The sequence below is a fragment of the Streptomyces sp. NPDC058335 genome (assembly GCF_042723915.1).
GTDB lineage: Bacteria > Actinomycetota > Actinomycetes > Streptomycetales > Streptomycetaceae > Streptomyces.
Window position 1 is genome coordinate 130,226 of the sequence record NZ_JBHXHX010000010.1, and the last position, 16,982, is coordinate 147,207.

Consider the following 16,982-nt stretch of genomic DNA (forward strand, 5'->3'; position numbering starts at 1 on the left):
GGCGCCCTCAAATTACCAGCGCCCTTCGCAAGTTCTCCACATAAGAAATCGACAGATGTGAACACCATCGAAACAGGAGGACCGGCGTCCGCGCGGAGAGGGATTAATCTTGCGGCATGCCTCGCTACGAGTACCGCTGCCGGACCTGCGGCGACACCTTCGAACTCAGCCGTCCCATGGCGGAGTCCGCCGCGCCCGCCGACTGCCCCGCCGGCCACGACGACACGGTCAAACTCCTGTCCACCGTAGCCGTCGGCGGCACGGTCTCCGCCCCCGCGCCCAAGGCGGGCGGCGGGAGCGGAGGGGGCGGCTGCTGCGGCGGCGGCTGCTGCGGCTGACACCCGGCCTCTCGCCCGGGTCAGGCCGGTCAGGCCCTACCTCTCGCGGACGCCCTTCAGGAACTCCCGCAGGATCCGCTCCCCCGCCAGCACCCCACGCTCGGGCAGCGCCGTGACCTGCGGTGCCGTCCAGGCCGCTTCGTGCAGCTCGCCGTGGCCGGGGCGCCAGCCCCGGTCCGACACCAGCAGCAGATCGGCGTCGAGCAGGGAGTCACCGGCCGCCAGCGTCAGCTCGGCGCCGGTGCGCCGGGCCACCTCGCGCACGGCCGCGCTCTTGGTCAGCGGCTTCGGCACGGCGTAGATCTTGCGGCCCTGGAGCGACACGGTCCAGCCGCGGTTCTCCGCCCAGACCGCCAGCTCCTTCACCCACTCCTCGGGCAGCAGCTCGCGCTCCACCACCAGGTAGGCGAACAGCTCCTCGGCGATGCGCTCCTTGCGCAGCCACAGCGGATCGGCGAAGGCCGCCAGGTGCGCCTGCACCTCCGCCAGCGGGGCGCACTCGTCGGCCAGCCGCGCGCTCACCACGGCCTGCCAGTCCGGGTCGGACACCCCGTCGACCAGCAGATGCCCGCCGTTGGCGCAGATCGCGTACTTCGGCGGCGGCCCCGGCAGGTTGATGCGCTGGTACTGCTTGCGGGTCCGGGTGGTCGTCGGCACGAACACCGCCGCGTCCCCCAGCTCGGTCAGCAGCTGCGCCGCCGTCTCCGTCAGGTACGACAGGGGACGGCTCTCGTGCACCTCCACGCACAGCAGCCTGGGCGCCCGCGCGTCCGGCATGGTCAGCGCGAGGGCCGCCGCGGAGTAGATGAGCGTACGGTCGAGGTCACTCGCCACCAGCACCGGCATCAGACCGCCACCGCCCTGCCGTCGGCGCCGGTCGCTCCGCGCGTGTACTGCGGGTGGATCAGCCCCACGCAGGTGTACGGCAGGTCACCGACCTCCTCCACCGGCACCCCGCGCTGCCCGGCGAGCAGCCGGACGTGGTCCAGGTCGGCGCCCGCCCCGGCCCGCGCCAGGATCTTCCACGGCACCCGGCGCAGCAGCACCCGGGTGGTCTCGCCGACGCCCGGCTTGACCAGGTTCACGTCGTGGATTCCGTACTCCTCGCTGATGCGCTCGACCGCGGCCCAGCCCTCCCAGGTCGGCTCCCGGTCGGCGGCCAGCAGCTCCTTCACCGTGGCGTCCACGGCGTCCGCGACCTCGGGGAAGCGGGCCGAGACGGCGTCCAGGAAGGCGCCCGACAGGTCCGCTCCGGCCAGCTCGCGGTAGAACTTGGCGCCGTGGAAGTCGTCCGGGCCGACCAGGTCGGCGCGCAGCACGGTCCGCGATATCAGGCCGGACACCGTCGAGTTGAGGCAGGCGGACGGGATCAGGAAGTCCTCGCGCGTGCCGTACGTCCGCACGCAGGAGCCCGGGTCGGCCAGCACCGCGATCTCCGGGTCGAAGCCGGTCGCGCCGCCCGCCGCCTCGAACTCCTCGACCGCCGCCGCCAGTTCCCGGGTGATGGCACCCTTGCCGGTCCAGCCGTCGACGAAGACGACGTCCGCCGGGTCGTGGTGCTCGGCCAGCCAGCGCAGCGCGTTGGCGTCGATGCCCCGGCCGCGGACGATCGACACCGCGTAGTGCGGCAGCTCCAGGCCGTGCCGGTGCTGGGCCCAGCGGCGCATCAGCACGCCGACCGGGGTGCCGGCACGGGCCAGCGAGACGAGCACCGGCCGCGGGGACCGCTCGGCGATCACCAGTTCCGTCACGGCGCCGACCGCCTGCGCCAGCCGGGCGGCGGACGTCTCCAGGGCCGCGTGGAACAGCTCCTGGTAGTGCTCGCTGGGCTGGTACTCCACCGGCAGCGACTCCGCGTAGTGCGCGCCGCCGCTCTGGATGGCCTCCTCGCGCTCCTCGGTCGGCGCCTCCAGCGTCACGTCCGAGAGGTCCTGGAGCAGCCAGCCGACCTCCTCGGGCGCGTACGAGGAGAAGGCGGGACCACGGAGGGGGTCGGGCAGCATGGCGGGCCTTTCGGGTACGTACAGCGGCTCGGGAACGTACGAGGGCACGACCGCGAGGACGACGTGCGAGGTGTGCGCGGCGAGCCGGTCCAGGAGGCCGCCGGGGGCGTGCAGCGCCGGGGTGTCGGCGGTGGAGTCGACGACGGCCACCACGGCGTCGAAGCCGGCGCCCGCGACGTTGTAGGCGTAGCGCTCGCCGGGGCCGTCGGCCGGATCGTCGTGGGCGGGGAAGACGATCCGGCTGCGTATCGCGTAGCCCGGGTCGTCGACCGCGAGGACGGGTGACCTGGTGGTGGTGGAGAAGCGCACCTCGGCGGCCGTGACCTGCTCCAGCTCACGGGCCAGCCGCAGCGGGGCGTACATCAGTTCCTCGAAGCCGAGGACGTGCACACGGCGTGCGCCCTCGGGCAGCGCCTCGGCGAGCCGCGCCGCCATCGCGGGCAGAGCACTCTCCAGCCGGATGCGGTGCTGCGGGGTGAAGCCGTGCCGGCCACCGTCGGGGAGGCCGCGGGGCCAGCGGAGGTCGACCCGTGTGACGTGGCCGGTGGCGGCGGGCTCCGTGGGGTCCGTCATGGCCGGCTCGTGCCGTACGACGAGCTCCTGGCCCTTCTCCAGCACCCCCTCCGGGAGCCGGACCGTGCCGGAGGCCGCCGTCACGAGGTCGACGCGGGCGTCGATCTCGCGGGCGAAGGCCTCCAGGCGGCCCGCGTCGGCCGGGGAGCGCATGTCGACCAGGGCGACGACGACGTACCGGCGGCGCGGGTAGCGCTCGTGCAGGTCGCGGATGGTGTTCAGGACGGTGTTGCCGGTGGAGAACTCGTCGTCGACGAGTACCAGCGGGCCGTCCCCGACGAGCAGCGCCGGGTCCTCCGGCAGCAGCAGGTGGGAGGTGGCGTGCGAGTGGGACTCCTCGAAACCGCCCGCCGGGACGACGCCGGGGACGGGGCGCCGGGTGGAGTGCAGGTAGGGCGCCGGGCCGATGCCGTCGGCGACGGAGTGGCCGAGGCCGGTGGCCGTCTCCGCGTACCCGAGGACGACGGCCTCGGCGGCCTCCGCGCCGAGCAGCTCGCTCACCCGGCGGCCCAGGGCGAAGCCGTAGCCGTACACCACGGACGGCGACTGGGGCACGTGCTTGCCCAGCACGTTCGAGACGAGCAGGTGGGCCCGCTTGGGGTTGCGGCGCAGGGCCAGCCCGAGCAGGTCCGTCAGCTTGTCGTCGCCCACGAGCCGGACCCCGAGCCGCTCGGCGACCCAGCTCCCGGGCCAGACCCCGTTGTTCACTGCGTTGTTCATGCGTCCCTATGTCGTGAGGAGGGTGGTGCTGGTGGTGCTGTGGAGGTGCGGAGGTTCAGCCGGGGATGCCCGCGGCGAGCAGGTCGACGAAGCTGACGTCCTCGTGTGCGACGCCGAAGACCTCGGCGCGCAGCATGGTCCGCTCGGCCCAGGCCCGGTGCGGCTTCACCTCGTTCATCTTGTTCGTGTACGCCGACCTCAGCACGCCCCCGCCGCCGCGCTCCGGCCGCAGGATGTCCGCCGCGTCGCCGTACTCCTCGTGGCTTACCACGGACAGCGCGTGCACGGCCGGTACGTGCGAGGGGTGGATGCAGGTCTTGCCCAGCAGGCCGTTGGCGTGGTCGAGGGAGATCTCGCGCAGCAGTCCGTCCATCGCGTGTTCGATCAGTTTCTCACGCAGCTCGACGGCCTGTCCTTCCAGGAAGGGGCTGTGCCGGAGCATCGGCTTGAACATGCGCTCGGGGACCCGGAAGTACTCCCAGACGGGCCCGGTCACCGTGAACCCGGTGCCGTCGGCCCGCCCCAGCATGTTCACCACGTCGGCGATCACGGAGGCGACGATCTGGACGTCGTAGGCGGTCATGTCGGGCGCCCGGCGCAGGCCGTACGACGAGCAGAAGTCGGTGACGCCGAGGCGCAGCGCGAGGACGCGGCTGCGGTACTTCTCGACGGCGCGGGCGATGCCCTCCAGGGCGTCCACCCGCGACTCGCGGTACATCAGCTCGGGCGTCTCCAGGACGGGCATGCCGAACAGCCGCCGGCCGCTGGCCAGCTCGGCGCCGGCCAGGGCCTCCAGGAAGGGGATGCCGCGCTCCTCGGTGAACTTGGGGAACACGAACCCGCTGAGCAGCCGCACGGCCGGGCCGAGGCGCCGGACCAGGTCCGGGATCTGCTCGGGGGTGCGGACACGGATGAACAGCAGCGGCGGATCCAGGCCGGGGCGGGCGGCCAGGTCCGTGAACTGGCGGACGAGGTTCTCCTCGCCCGCCTCCACGTCCTCGTCGCCGATGGAGTCCTCCAGGCACAGCACCATGGACACCACGCCACGCCCGGCCTGCTTCAGGATGTCCTCGGCCAGCCGGGGCCGGGTGGCCGGACTGTAGAGCGTGGCCCCGAGGGCGGCGGACAGCACCCGGGCCGGAGAGTCCGTGTCGAACGCACACGGCTCCCGGTGGAACAGGCGCTGCCGCACCTCAGGGGCGAGGTGCCCGAAATGACGCATATATCTCCCCCGTGGTGCAAGTCGAGCGTGTGGATTCGGCAAGAGGTGGCCGGTAATAGTACGTAGAGACCCATGTCCTGGGTTCCCACCGGCCATGAATTTCAGGTAACTCCAGGTAGCACAGAACGACACAACCCGGCAGGACCCGGCATCGTCCGATACGGGCGTGCCGGTTGCCGTCTACCCGCATTGTCGTGAGCAGAACCGAGAGGGCAGGATGAGCGCATGACGCACGCGATGCTGAAGGGGTCGAACGTCCCGCTGAAGGCCACCACGGTGCGGGCCGTGCTGCGCTGGACACCCGGGCAGGGGGTCCCGGACGTCGACGCCTCCGCGCTGCTCCTCGGCCCCGAGGGTCGTGTGCGATCCGACGAGGACTTCGTCTTCTACAACCAGCCCCGGCACCCCTCCGGGAAGGTCTGGCGACTCGGCAAGAAGCGTGGCGCCGAGGGCCTCACCGACACGATCCAGACAGATCTGGCCGGTGTCGAGTCCGACGTCAGCCAGATTCTGCTGGTCGCTTCGGCGGACGGCGCCACCTTCGACCGCGTACGCGCCCTCAGCATCCTGCTGTACGACGCGGCGGCCGCCGAGGGTGAGCCGCTGGCCACCTTCGACATCCGTCCGGAGACCGGCGAGGAGACGGCGCTGATCTGCGGCGAGCTGTACCGCCGCGGGGAGGGCTGGAAGTTCCGCGCGCTCGGCGAGGGCTACTCCAACGGCCTCAAGGGCCTCGCCACGGACTTCGGCATCTCCGTCGACGAGTCGGAGGGAGCCGCGGCCAACGCCGACATCGACGCCGGCTCCACCCCCAGCCTCTCCCAGCCGCTGCCGCCGGAGCAGCCCACGACGGGCGTCCCCCAGCAGCCCGCGGCCTACGGCTTCCCCGCGTCCCTGCCGACGTACGGCTACGGCTATCCGGAGGCGGCGCCGGCCGGGTCGGCCCCCGCCGCGGAGTTCCGCATGCCGCCGCAGGGACCGCAGTTCATCGGCCGGTGAGTCCGGTGCGGACGACCGGGGCGGCGGGAAGCTAGCGCTCGGCCTTGGTCTTGTAGCCGCGCCCCCACTGCAACCCCCACCCGTACAACCGGTCCAGCTCGGCCTGGAAGCCGTACACGAACCGCACCTCGCGCCTGACCATCATCTCGCCCTTCACGTTCTCGATCATCACCACCGCGCACGAGCGGGCCTGGGGGTGCCGCTCATCGAGGCCTATCTCGATGCGCGGCCCGTTGCTCGGGTAGAGCGTGACGATCGCGTGCGTACGGTCGAAGGCCGGCGTCTGGTCGTAGATGTAGACGAAGACCAGCAGCCGCTTGATGGAGTCCCGGTGGTCCAGGTTGACGTAGATCGTCTCGCCGGACGCCGAACCGAACCGGTCGTCACCGCTCAGCTTCACGAACGGCGCCGCGTTGATCTCGCCGAGCAGGCCGCCCAGCGGCTGGACGACGCCCTTCGTCCCGTCCGCCAGCTCGTACAGGCAGCCCAGGTCGAGGTCGACGTTGACCATGCTCTGGCTGTGTCCGATGACCTCCGGCGGGCGCAGCGCCTTCAAGGGGTGACGCAGCAGGCTCTCCCGCGGGTTGCCGCCGAAGTCGGAGGTGCGCATCCGCCACGCCAGGTTGATGCGCAGGTGCCCGGTGGCGGCGTCCTGCTTGGTGAGCGAGACCTGGCTGTGCCGTTTGGTCAGCTCTATCGCATTGCTCGCCGCACTGCCCGAGTCGAAGTCTCCGGCCCGACCGGGCCGGAGTCCGTCGAAGAAGCCCATTACCGCCCCCAAGTTCCACGCCCGAAAAACGCCTGTCCGCACAGTCCCCCGGAAACGACCGGCGGGGCGGCCGTCGAGGACTCGTCCTCGACGGCCGCCCCGCTCAGAGCGTTCCTCACCGGGAAGCTGATCACACTCCGGACGAGACCTCAGTCTTGTCGTCCGAGCCAGAGTTCCCCTCTGCCGCCGCCAGTGCCCGGTTACGGCGCACGGAGGACCAGAAGGACCAGGCGATCAGGACCACACCGACCATGCCGGTGATGAACTCGTGGATCTCGTACTGGATGGTGACGAGCAGGATCACCGCGAGGGCGCCGATCGCGTAGTGCGCGCCGTGCTCCAGGTAGACGTAGTCGTCGAGGGTGCCCTGGCGGACCAGGTAGACCGTGAGCGACCGGACGTACATGGCGCCGATACCGAGGCCGAGCGCCATCAGCACGATGTCGTTGGTGATGGCGAAGGCGCCGATCACACCGTCGAAGGAGAACGACGCGTCCAGGACCTCGAGGTAGAGGAACATGAAGAAGGCGGCCTGGCCGGCCAGGACGATCGCGGGCTTCTTCCGGCCGGTCCGCTCGGCCTCTTCCTCCGCCTCGTGCTCGCGCTCCTCCTCTTCCTCGAGCTTGCCCTCGAAGTAGCCGGAGAGGCCACCGACCACCATGTACGTGATCAGGCCGCCGATGCCGGAGAGCAGGACGGTCTCGGCCTTGTCCGCGGGCCCGGCGTGCAGGTGGGCGTGGGTGGCGAAGGTCATCGAGGTGACCAGCAGGACGATCAGGGCGATGCAGACCGACAGCATGTCGACCTTGCCCAGCTTGGCCAGCGGGCGCTCCAGCCAGCCGAGCCACTTGATGTCCCGGTCCTCGAAGATGAAGTCGAGGAAGATCATCAACAGGAACATGCCACCGAAGGCAGCGATCGCGGGGTGCGCGTCGGTGACCAGTTCCTGGTAGCGGTCCTTGTCGGTCAGGGCGAGGTCGACGGCCTCGATCGGCCCGAGCTGCGCGCTGATCGCGACGATCACGACCGGGAAGACCAGCCGCATGCCGAAGACGGCGATCAGGATGCCGATGGTGAGGAAGATCTTCTGCCAGAAGGCATTCATCTTCTTCAGGATTCCGGCGTTGACTACTGCGTTGTCGAAGGAGAGCGAGATCTCGAGGATGGACAGGATCGCCACGACACCGAAAGCGGTCCACCCCCCGTAGAACACCGCTGCGACGAGGCCGAGCGCGGTGACCGCGAACGACCACCCGAAGGTTTTCAGAACCACTGGCTACCCAATCCTGTCTCTGGGTCCCGGTCCCCCCAAGCGAAGCCTGGGGGAGGGTTTCCCCCGCGCCGTACGCGGCTTTACGAAACGTTGACTCCGAAGTCTAGAGCGATGCCCCGCAGTCCCGACGCGTACCCCTGGCCCACCGCACGGAACTTCCATTCCCCCTGGTAGCGGTAGAGCTCGCCGAAGATCATGGCCGTCTCGGTCGAAGCGTCCTCGCTGAGGTCGTACCGGGCGAGTTCCTGGCCGTCGGCCTGGTTCACGACCCGGATGAACGCGTTGCTGACCTGGCCGAACGTCTGGCCGCGCTCGTCGGCCAGGTGGATGGACACGGGGAAGACGATCTTGTCGCACTGGGCGGGCACCGTGGCGAGGTCGACGATGAGCGACTCGTCGTCGCCGTCGCCCTCACCGGTGAGGTTGTCGCCGGTGTGCTCCACCGAGCCGTCGGGACTCCTGAGCTGGTTGTAGAAGACGAACCACTCGTCACCCATGACCCGTCCGCCGGTGCACAGCAGCGCGCTGGCATCCAGGTCGAAGGGGGCTCCGGTGGTGGAGCGCGCGTCCCAGCCGAGGCCGACCATCACCTGAGTGAGGTTCGGCGCGACCTTGGACAGGGAGACGTTGCCTCCCTTGGCGAGCGTGACGCCCATGTGCTGGTCCTCCCCTAGGTCGTGCTTCTTCGGTTGTCTGCACGTCCGGCGCCGCCCGTAAACGGTGCGGCGCCGGACGAAGCCGTCACGTCATGGACGACGGCGTCTCTCAGGAATCGGCTCAGACGTTGACGCCGAAGTCCTGCGCGATGCCGCGCAGGCCCGAGGCGTACCCCTGGCCGATGGCGCGGAACTTCCACTCCGCGCCGTGCCGGTACAGCTCGCCGAAGACCATGGCGGTCTCCGTCGAGGCGTCCTCACTGAGGTCGTACCGGGCGATCTCCGCCTCGCCGGCCTGGTTCACGACGCGGATGAACGCGTTGCGCACCTGGCCGAAGGACTGCTGGCGGTTCTCGGCGTCGTAGATCGAGACCGGGAAGACGATCTTCTCGACCTCCGTGGGCACGGCGGCGAGGTTGACCTTGATCTGCTCGTCGTCGCCCTCGCCCTCACCGGTGATGTTGTCGCCGGTGTGCTCGACGGAGCCGTCGGCGCTCTTGAGGTTGTTGAAGAAGACGAAGTTGGCGTCGCTGGCGACCTTCCCCGAGCTGTTCAGCAGCAGCGCGCTGGCGTCCAGGTCGAAGTCGGTACCGGTCGTGGTGCGGACGTCCCACCCCAGACCGACGATGACCGCGGTCAGGCCCGGGGCCTCCTTGGTCAGCGAAACGTTGCCGCCCTTGCTGAGGCTGACTCCCACGAGTCCTCCATTGGTGTCCAGGGGCGGGGAGCCCCGTAGTGCGTCGGATATCGGATCAACGATTCGATCCTAGTGAGGGGTTCCCGCACCCCGCAGGCCCTGGAGCCGAAGAATCACGGGGTGTCGGCCGCGACGGCCACGAGATGGCACCGGACTGCGGAGCCGGCCGGGAACGCCGGTGACGGCCGGGATCAGAGCGCGTCGAGTGCCGAGACGTACGCACCGAGGTCGCGGGCGTCCGGCAGCGCGTTGACGACGGTCCAGCGCACGACGCCCTCCTTGTCGATGACGAAGGTGCCGCGCACCGCGCAGCCCTTGTCCTCGGCGAAGACCTCGTAGGCGCGGGACACCTCGCCGTGCGGCCAGAAGTCGCTCAGCAGCGGGTAGTCCAGGCCCTCCTGCTCGGCGAAGACGCGCAGGGTGTGGATGGAGTCGTTGGATACGGCGAGCACCTGGGTGTCGCGGTCGGAGAACTTCGGCAGGTTGTCGCGCACCTCGCACAGTTCGCCGGTGCACACACCGGTGAAGGCGAAGGGGTAGAACAGCAGGACGACGTTCTTGCTGCCGCGGAAGTCGGACAGCTTCACGGACCGGCCGTGGTTGTCCTTGAGCTCGAAGTCGGGGGCCTTGTCGCCGACCTGGATCGCCATCGTCGTGGAACCCTTTCTGGGGCTTCGCCGGAACCGGTTACGGCATTCGGGTGAGAACACCCCCGGAACGCCGTGAACCACCCTACGCAGCGGCCACGACGCACCTGTGGACGGGCCGATGCGGGATCGGCCCGTCCACAGGTGCTTGAGAGGGGTTTGTTGCGGTTTTCCGCTACCTCGACGAGGTCATTTCCTGGACGTGGTCACTTCTTGGACTTGGCGGCCTTGGGCGTCACCAGCCGGCTGCCACTCCAGTCCTTGCCCACGCTGACGCTCTTGCTGGCCGACAGACCCGCCGTCGTCGCGGCTTCAGAGATGTCACTCGGTTCCACGTACCCCGTCCGGCCGGTCTTCGGCGTCAGGAGGAGGATCGAACCGCCTTCTTCGATGTACGTGGTGGCGTCCACCAGCGCATCCGTCAGGTCGCCGTCCTCGTCGCGGAACCAGAGCACCACGGCGTCTGCGACGTCGTCGTAGTCCTCATCCACCAGGTCGCTGCCGATGACTTCCTCGATGGACTCGCGGAGCTCCTGATCGACGTCGTCGTCGTAGCCGATCTCCTGGACCACCTGCTCGGGCTGGAACCCCAGCCTGACGGCAGGGCTCGTCCGCTCCTCCGCGTGGTCCGCGGTCGCGCTCACGGGTTGCCTCCTGATCATGTTTCGGGAATAACTCAGCCACGCGCGTGCGCGAAGCATTGGCCGTAGTCCACACGGGCCGGACGGATCGCGCAAGTACCCGGCGGTTCGGACCGCCGAAACGGTGACGATCCTGGCGGTGTCGACGCAACTCCCGGCACGCGAGGCGGACGGAAGGTGACGTGCACCACACCTATCTGCCCCGTTTGCGTATTTGAGAACCACCCAAGGGTACGAGACTCGAACGGGTGCCGGTTACCTCGGGGTAGAGATGACGTTTGCGGCCCCTAGGTACACGATGGGGGCGGTGCAGGTACTGGAGAACGTACGGGACGTCCAGCCCCGCAGACAGCCCCACGCACAGCCCCACAGCCCCACACAGCCCCTCTGACAGGTAAGGAACAGCGTGGCTTCCGGATCCGATCGCAATCCGATCATCATTGGCGGCCTTCCGAGTCAGGTTCCTGACTTCGATCCCGAGGAAACCCAGGAGTGGCTCGACTCCCTCGACGCCGCCGTCGACGAGCGCGGCCGGGAGCGGGCCCGCTATCTCATGCTGCGCCTGATCGAGCGGGCCCGCGAGAAGCGCGTGGCCGTGCCCGAGATGCGCAGCACGGACTACGTCAACACCATCCCCACACGAGCCGAGCCGTTCTTCCCGGGCAACGAGGAGATCGAGCGGAGGATCCTCAACGCGACCCGCTGGAACGCGGCCGTGATGGTCTCGCGCGCGCAGCGGCCGGGGATCGGCGTCGGCGGCCACATCGCCACCTTCGCCTCCTCGGCGTCGCTGTACGACGTGGGCTTCAACCACTTCTTCCGCGGCAAGGACGAGGGCGACGGCGGCGACCAGGTCTTCTTCCAGGGCCACGCCTCCCCCGGCATCTACGCGCGCGCGTTCATGCTCGACCGGCTGAGCGAGCAGAACCTCGACGCGTTCCGCCAGGAGAAGTCGAAGGCACCGTACGGCCTGTCCTCGTACCCGCACCCGCGGCTGATGCCGGACTTCTGGGAGTTCCCGACCGTGTCCATGGGCCTCGGGCCCATCGGCGCGATCTACCAGGCGCGGATGAACCGCTACATGCACGCGCGCGGGATCGCCGACACGTCGAAGTCCCACGTGTGGGCCTTCCTCGGCGACGGCGAGATGGACGAGCCGGAGTCGCTCGGCCAGCTGACCATCGCCGCGCGCGAGGGCCTGGACAACCTGACCTTCGTCGTCAACTGCAACCTCCAGCGCCTGGACGGCCCGGTGCGCGGCAACGGCAAGGTGATCCAGGAGCTGGAGTCGGTCTTCCGGGGCGCCGGCTGGAACGTGATCAAGCTGATCTGGGACCGCACCTGGGACCCGCTGCTCGCGCAGGACCGCGACGGCACCCTCGTCAACAAGATGAACACGACCCCGGACGGGCAGTTCCAGACCTACGCCACCGAGTCCGGCGCGTACATCCGCGACCACTTCTTCGGCGACGACCAGCGGCTGCGCGCCATGGTCGAGGGCATGACCGACGACCAGATCCTGCACCTGGGCCGCGGCGGACACGACCACCGGAAGATCTACGCGGCGTTCAAGGCGGCCGTGGAGCACACCGGCCAGCCGACGGTCATCCTGGCGAAGACGGTCAAGGGCTGGACCCTGGGCCCCAACTTCGAGGGCCGCAACGCCACGCACCAGATGAAGAAGCTGACGGTCGACGACCTCAAGCGCTTCCGCGACCGGCTCCACCTCCCCATCTCCGACAAGGAGCTGGAGAGCGGCGCGCCGCCGTACTACCACCCGGGGCGCGACTCCGAGGAGATCCAGTACATGCACGACCGGCGCAAGGGGCTCGGCGGGTACGTCCCGACCCGTGTCGTGCGCGCCCAGCCGCTGCCGCTGCCCGACGACAAGACGTACGCGAGTGTGAAGAAGGGGTCCGGTCAGCAGTCCATCGCCACGACCATGGCCTTTGTGCGGCTCCTGAAGGACCTCATGCGGGACAAGGAGATCGGCAAGCGGTTCGTGCTGATCGCGCCGGACGAGTACCGCACGTTCGGCATGGACTCGTTCTTCCCGAGCGCGAAGATCTACAACCCGCTGGGCCAGCAGTACGAGTCGGTCGACCGTGAGCTGCTGCTCGCGTACAAGGAGTCCCCGACCGGGCAGATGCTGCACGACGGCATCTCCGAGGCAGGCTGCACGGCCTCGCTGATCGCGGCCGGTTCGGCGTACGCCACGCACGGCGAGCCGCTCATCCCGGTGTACGTCTTCTACTCGATGTTCGGCTTCCAGCGCACCGGCGACCAGTTCTGGCAGATGGCGGACCAGCTGGCGCGCGGTTTCGTGCTGGGAGCGACCGCCGGCCGTACGACACTGACCGGCGAGGGCCTCCAGCACGCCGACGGGCACTCCCAGCTGCTCGCCTCGACGAACCCTGGCTGTGTGGCGTACGACCCGGCGTTCGGCTTCGAGATCGCGCACATCGTCAAGGACGGTCTGCGCCGGATGTACGGCCCGGACAGCGAGGACGTCTTCTACTACCTCACCGTCTACAACGAGCCGATCCAGCACCCGGCCGAGCCGGAGAACGTGGACGTCGAGGGCATCCTCAAGGGCGTCCACCGCTTCAGCGAGGGCACCTCGGGGTCGATCCCGGCGCAGATCCTCGCCTCGGGCGTGGCCGTCCCCTGGGCCGTGGAGGCCCAGCGGATCCTCGCCGAGGAGTGGGACGTCCGTGCGGACGTCTGGTCGGCGACCTCCTGGAACGAGCTGCGGCGCGAGGCGGTCGAGGTCGAGCGGCACAACCTGCTGCACCCGGAGGAGGAGCAGCGCGTGCCGTACGTGACGCGCAAGCTCAGCGGGGCCCAGGGGCCGTTCGTGGCCGTCTCCGACTGGATGCGGTCGGTGCCGGACCAGATCGCGCGCTGGGTGCCCGGGCCGTACCAGTCGCTGGGCGCGGACGGCTTCGGCTTCGCGGACACCCGTGGGGCCGCGCGCCGCTTCTTCCACATCGACGCCCAGTCGGTGGTCCTGGCGGTGCTGACCGAGCTGGCCAAGCAGGGCAGGGTCGACCGGTCGGCGCTGAAGCAGGCCATCGACCGGTACCAGTTGCTGGACGTGGCCTCGGCCGACCCGGGGGCGGCGGGCGGCGACGCGTAGCGGCATCCCCCGACGGGGCGGCCGAGGGGCGGCGGAGCCCGATGGCTCCGCCGCCCTTACGCGTTCTTTACCATGCGGGCATGGAGCAACAATCGGCGCAGGAACGCTGGGAGCGGCGGACGCAGCGGCCGCTGCTGGCGCTGGCCGTGGTGTTCGCCGTCGCCTACGCCGTACCCATCGTGCACAGCTCGGCCGGACCCTCGCTGAAGTCCGCGTGCGCCTGGATCGAATGGGGGGTGTGGGCGGCCTTCGCCGTGGACTACGTGGTCCGGCTGGTGCTGGCCGAGCAGCGGCGGGCGTTCGTCCGTACGCACTGGCTGGACCTGTGCGCGGTGCTGCTGCCGCTGATCCAGCCGCTCAGGCTGCTGCGGCTCGTGTCGACCCTGCTGCTGGTGGGGCAACGGGCCCGGATGGCCTCGCAGGTCCAGCTGACGACGTACGTCGCGGGCTCGGTCGTGGGGCTGCTGATCTTCGGCTCGCTCGCGGTGCTGTCGGTCGAGCGGGAGTCACCGGAGGGGAACATCCGGTCGCTGGATGACGCGCTGTGGTGGTCCTTCACGACGATGACGACCGTGGGGTACGGCGACCACGCGCCGACCACGGGGCTCGGGCGGCTCATCGCGGTCGGGCTGATGCTGTCCGGGATCGCGCTGCTGGGTGTCGTGACCGCGAACATCGCCGCGTGGTTCATCGAGCGGTTCGAGAAGGACGACGTGGAGGAACGCGAGCAGACGGAGGCGATCCGGACCCTCACGGACGAGGTCCGCGCCCTCCGTGCGGAGGTGACGGCCCTGCGTGCCCCGGCCTCCACGGGGGCCTCCGCCCCCGGATCCCCGACCTATGTCCACTCGCCACCCGACTCGGCGGGATAGAAAGCGGGGGCGAAGGACGGGTCTGGGGGCGCGGCCCCAAGGTTCGGGACGGGAAGGGGCGGCGAGGGCGAGGACACCCCCGCCGGAGCCCCCCGCCTCACAGCAACCCGTTCCCCGCCGCCCCCGAGAGCCAGACCAGCGCCAGCAGCGTGTCGATCGCTCCGAGGACCACGGCGACCAGGGCCGGCACCGGGCGGGGTCCCGCCCAGCTGCGGCCCATGGCCAACCAGCCGCAGACGATCGCCGCGGGGCCGAGAACGATCCCCAGCGCGAAGAATCCGGCGACCGCGCAGACCAGGCCGACAATGCCGAGCGTCGCGCTGTCCGGCCCGGTCCGTGACCACGTCCGGCCTCGTGAGCGGGGGTTCCTGCGCGTTCCGTGTCCGAAGCCCGCCATCGTCAACTCCCTTGAACCTGGGGCTGCTTCGATGGTTCGGGTACCCGCCTCACGCCGGTTATGCAGCAACGGGCGAGGGCCGGCGGCGCGCTGTCCCCCTCCGGCAGCGCGCCGCAGCCCTGGCCGCCCTCCCATCCGGAGGGCTTGACCCACTGTGACCTGCGGCGCGTACCGGAGGCGAGAAACCTTTAGCGTTGTCACCCTGATAGGGGAATTCCGCTGAAGTTCCGTCAGGATCGGAGATCCGGCAGCACCGAAGTCCCGTCAGGCGTAGGTCCCGGCAGAACCGAAGCCGCGTCAGGGCCGAGGTCAGATGTGACCGACCCCGGCGCCCGCCTCCGCGTTCACCCCGCGCTTGGTGAGCAGCGCGACGAACACGGCCACCACCGCGACCCCGGCCGCGACGAGCGACGCGAGGCTCATCCCGGAGATGAAGGTGTCGTGGGCGACGTCGGTGATCTTCGCGGCGACCTCCGCGGGCGTGCCCGGCGCCACCGGCGCCACCCCGACCTGGACGGCCTCGGAGGTCTGGTCGAGCTGGGCCGGGGTGAGTTCGGGCAGGCCCGCGCCCGTCCAGTTGCCGGGCAGGTCGCTGTCGACCTTGGAGGCCATCACGCCACCGAGGACGGCCGTACCGAGGCTGCCGCCGATCTGCATGGCGGCCTGCTGGAGACCGCCGGCGACTCCGGACAGCTCCATGGGGGCGTTGCCGACGATGACCTCGGTGGCGCCGACCATGACGGGGGCGAGGCCGAGGCCGAGCAGGGCGAACCAGACGGACATCGCGAGGCTGCCGGTGTCCGTCCCCAGGGTGGACATGCCGAACATGGCGACCGCCACGCACACCATGCCGCCGGCCAGCGGGATGCGCGGGCCGACCTTGGTGATCATCGCGCCCGCGAGCGGGGAGCCGACGATCATCATGCCGGTGAGCGGGAGCAGGTGCAGGCCGGCGTCGATCGGGCCCATACCGTGCACGTTCTGGAGGTAGAACGTCACGAAGAAGAGGCCGCCCATGAAGGCGATGGCCATCAGGACCATCAGCACGACACCGGCGGACAGCGGCACCGAGCGGAACAGGCCCAGGGGGACGAGCGGTTCCCCGACGAAGTTCTCCCAGAGGGCGAAACCCGCGAACAGCAGCACCGAGCCGCCGACGAACGCCCAGGTCCTGCCGTCCCCCCAGCCCCACTCGGGGGCCTTGATGAGGGCCCAGACGAGGCAGAACATCGCGCCGGAGAGCAGCACGATGCCGAGGATGTCGAAGGAGCGCGGGGCCTTCTCGGCGCGGTGGTCGAGCAGCATCACCACGCCCAGGGCGACGGCGAGGATGCCGACCGGCACGTTGATGAAGAAGACGGACTGCCAGTTGACGCGCTCGACGAGGACGCCGCCGAGGATCGGGCCGCCGGCGGTGGACGCGCCGATGACCATGCCCCAGATGCCGATGGCCATGTTGAGCTTCTCGGCCGGGAAGGTCGCCCGCAGCAGGCCTAGCGCGGCCGGCATGAGCAGCGCGCCGAAGACGCCCTGGAGAACGCGGAAGGTGACGACGAACGCGATGCTGTCGGACAGGCCGATCGCGCCGGAGGCGGCGGCGAAGCCGACGACGCCTATCAGGAAGGTCTGGCGGTGGCCGAAGCGGTCACCGAGCTTGCCCGCGGTGATCAGGGAGACGGCGAGGGCGAGGAAGTAGGCGTTGGTTATCCACTGCACCTCGGCGAAGGTGGCGCCCAGGTCCTTGGCGATGGCCGGGTTGGCGATGGCCACGATCGTGCCGTCCAGGGCCACCATCATGACCCCGACGGCGACGGTGATGAGCGTGAACCACGGGTGGCCGCGCAGCCCCTTGGCCGGTGGCTGGTCCGACGGGGTGGAGGGCGACTTGTCCGCCGGCCCCGTCGTGTCGATGGTGGTCTGACTAGTCATGCGTCCGAGGCTAATGACAGCCACTGACAGTTGACAAACCGATTCACAAGTCGGTAACTGACACGTCACTTGCCCTTGCCCCAGCGGGGTGGACGGCAGAAGGAGAG

Annotated in this window: 15 protein-coding genes; 4 read left to right on the forward strand and 11 right to left on the reverse strand. The window is 69.8% G+C overall.

Annotated features, from left to right (window positions below; translation table 11 throughout):
• The first annotated feature begins 116 nt into the window (after positions 1–116).
• Positions 117–338, forward strand: a complete 222-nt coding sequence (locus ACFWJX_RS21255; protein WP_383245347.1) for a zinc ribbon domain-containing protein — start codon at positions 117–119, stop codon at positions 336–338.
• Positions 339–374: 36 nt separating this feature from the next.
• Here ACFWJX_RS21255 and ACFWJX_RS21260 read toward each other — a convergent pair whose 3' ends face one another.
• Genes ACFWJX_RS21260 through ACFWJX_RS21270 form a run of 3 tightly spaced genes read right to left on the reverse strand, consistent with a single transcriptional unit; the run spans position 375 to position 4,856 of the window.
• The gene (locus tag ACFWJX_RS21260; protein ID WP_383245349.1) at positions 375–1,184 is read right to left on the reverse strand and encodes an HAD family hydrolase; all 810 of its coding nucleotides are present in this window, start codon (positions 1,182–1,184) and stop codon (positions 375–377) included.
• On the reverse strand, positions 1,184–3,634 hold the full coding sequence (locus ACFWJX_RS21265; RefSeq protein WP_383245352.1) for a phosphoribosyltransferase: 2,451 nt from the start codon (positions 3,632–3,634) through the stop codon (positions 1,184–1,186). The genes ACFWJX_RS21260 and ACFWJX_RS21265 overlap by 1 nt, the downstream gene beginning before the upstream one ends.
• A 55-nt stretch (positions 3,635–3,689) precedes the next feature.
• Positions 3,690–4,856, reverse strand: a complete 1,167-nt coding sequence (locus tag ACFWJX_RS21270) for an HpcH/HpaI aldolase/citrate lyase family protein (protein WP_383245355.1) — start codon at positions 4,854–4,856, stop codon at positions 3,690–3,692.
• 225 nt (positions 4,857–5,081) lie between these two features.
• On the opposite strand from ACFWJX_RS21270, the gene ACFWJX_RS21275 reads away from it, so the two are divergent.
• Positions 5,082–5,855, forward strand: coding sequence for a TerD family protein (locus ACFWJX_RS21275; protein ID WP_383245358.1), 774 nt, complete (start codon positions 5,082–5,084; stop codon positions 5,853–5,855).
• 31 nt (positions 5,856–5,886) lie between these two features.
• On the opposite strand, the gene ACFWJX_RS21280 is transcribed toward ACFWJX_RS21275, so the two are convergent.
• The 6 genes from ACFWJX_RS21280 to ACFWJX_RS21305 form a co-directional block, all read right to left on the reverse strand.
• A complete protein-coding gene (locus ACFWJX_RS21280; RefSeq protein WP_383245359.1) occupies positions 5,887–6,624 on the reverse strand; it encodes a Tellurium resistance in 738 nt (245 codons plus the stop codon).
• A 130-nt stretch (positions 6,625–6,754) separates the two neighbouring features.
• Positions 6,755–7,897: a DUF475 domain-containing protein gene (locus ACFWJX_RS21285; protein ID WP_383245362.1), complete on the reverse strand. Its 1,143-nt coding sequence runs from the start codon at positions 7,895–7,897 to the stop codon at positions 6,755–6,757.
• 80 nt (positions 7,898–7,977) lie between these two features.
• The gene (locus ACFWJX_RS21290; RefSeq protein WP_383245364.1) at positions 7,978–8,553 is read right to left on the reverse strand and encodes a TerD family protein; all 576 of its coding nucleotides are present in this window, start codon (positions 8,551–8,553) and stop codon (positions 7,978–7,980) included.
• Between the two features lie 121 nt (positions 8,554–8,674).
• Positions 8,675–9,250 (reverse strand): calcium homeostasis/redox stress adaptation protein, encoded by a 576-nt coding sequence (locus ACFWJX_RS21295; protein ID WP_383245367.1) that lies wholly within the window; start codon positions 9,248–9,250, stop codon positions 8,675–8,677.
• A gap of 191 nt (positions 9,251–9,441) precedes the next feature.
• Entirely contained in the window at positions 9,442–9,900 is a 459-nt protein-coding gene (locus ACFWJX_RS21300; RefSeq protein ID WP_073493220.1) for a peroxiredoxin, read from the reverse strand.
• A gap of 203 nt (positions 9,901–10,103) precedes the next feature.
• Positions 10,104–10,541, reverse strand: a complete 438-nt coding sequence (locus ACFWJX_RS21305; RefSeq protein ID WP_167396176.1) for a DUF3052 domain-containing protein — start codon at positions 10,539–10,541, stop codon at positions 10,104–10,106.
• Positions 10,542–10,944: 403 nt separating this feature from the next.
• Here ACFWJX_RS21305 and aceE point away from each other — a divergent pair, with 403 nt between their 5' ends.
• Both aceE and ACFWJX_RS21315 read left to right on the forward strand, forming a co-directional pair.
• Positions 10,945–13,677, forward strand: a complete 2,733-nt coding sequence (aceE, locus tag ACFWJX_RS21310) for a pyruvate dehydrogenase (acetyl-transferring), homodimeric type (RefSeq protein WP_383245370.1) — start codon at positions 10,945–10,947, stop codon at positions 13,675–13,677.
• 80 nt (positions 13,678–13,757) lie between these two features.
• Positions 13,758–14,549, forward strand: coding sequence for a potassium channel family protein (locus ACFWJX_RS21315; RefSeq protein WP_383245373.1), 792 nt, complete (start codon positions 13,758–13,760; stop codon positions 14,547–14,549).
• A 97-nt stretch (positions 14,550–14,646) separates the two neighbouring features.
• Here ACFWJX_RS21315 and ACFWJX_RS21320 read toward each other — a convergent pair whose 3' ends face one another.
• The gene (locus ACFWJX_RS21320) at positions 14,647–14,946 is read right to left on the reverse strand and encodes a small hydrophobic protein (RefSeq protein WP_383245376.1); all 300 of its coding nucleotides are present in this window, start codon (positions 14,944–14,946) and stop codon (positions 14,647–14,649) included.
• 309 nt (positions 14,947–15,255) lie between these two features.
• The gene (locus ACFWJX_RS21325; protein WP_383245379.1) at positions 15,256–16,875 is read right to left on the reverse strand and encodes an MFS transporter; all 1,620 of its coding nucleotides are present in this window, start codon (positions 16,873–16,875) and stop codon (positions 15,256–15,258) included.
• Between the last annotated feature and the right edge of the window lie 107 nt (positions 16,876–16,982).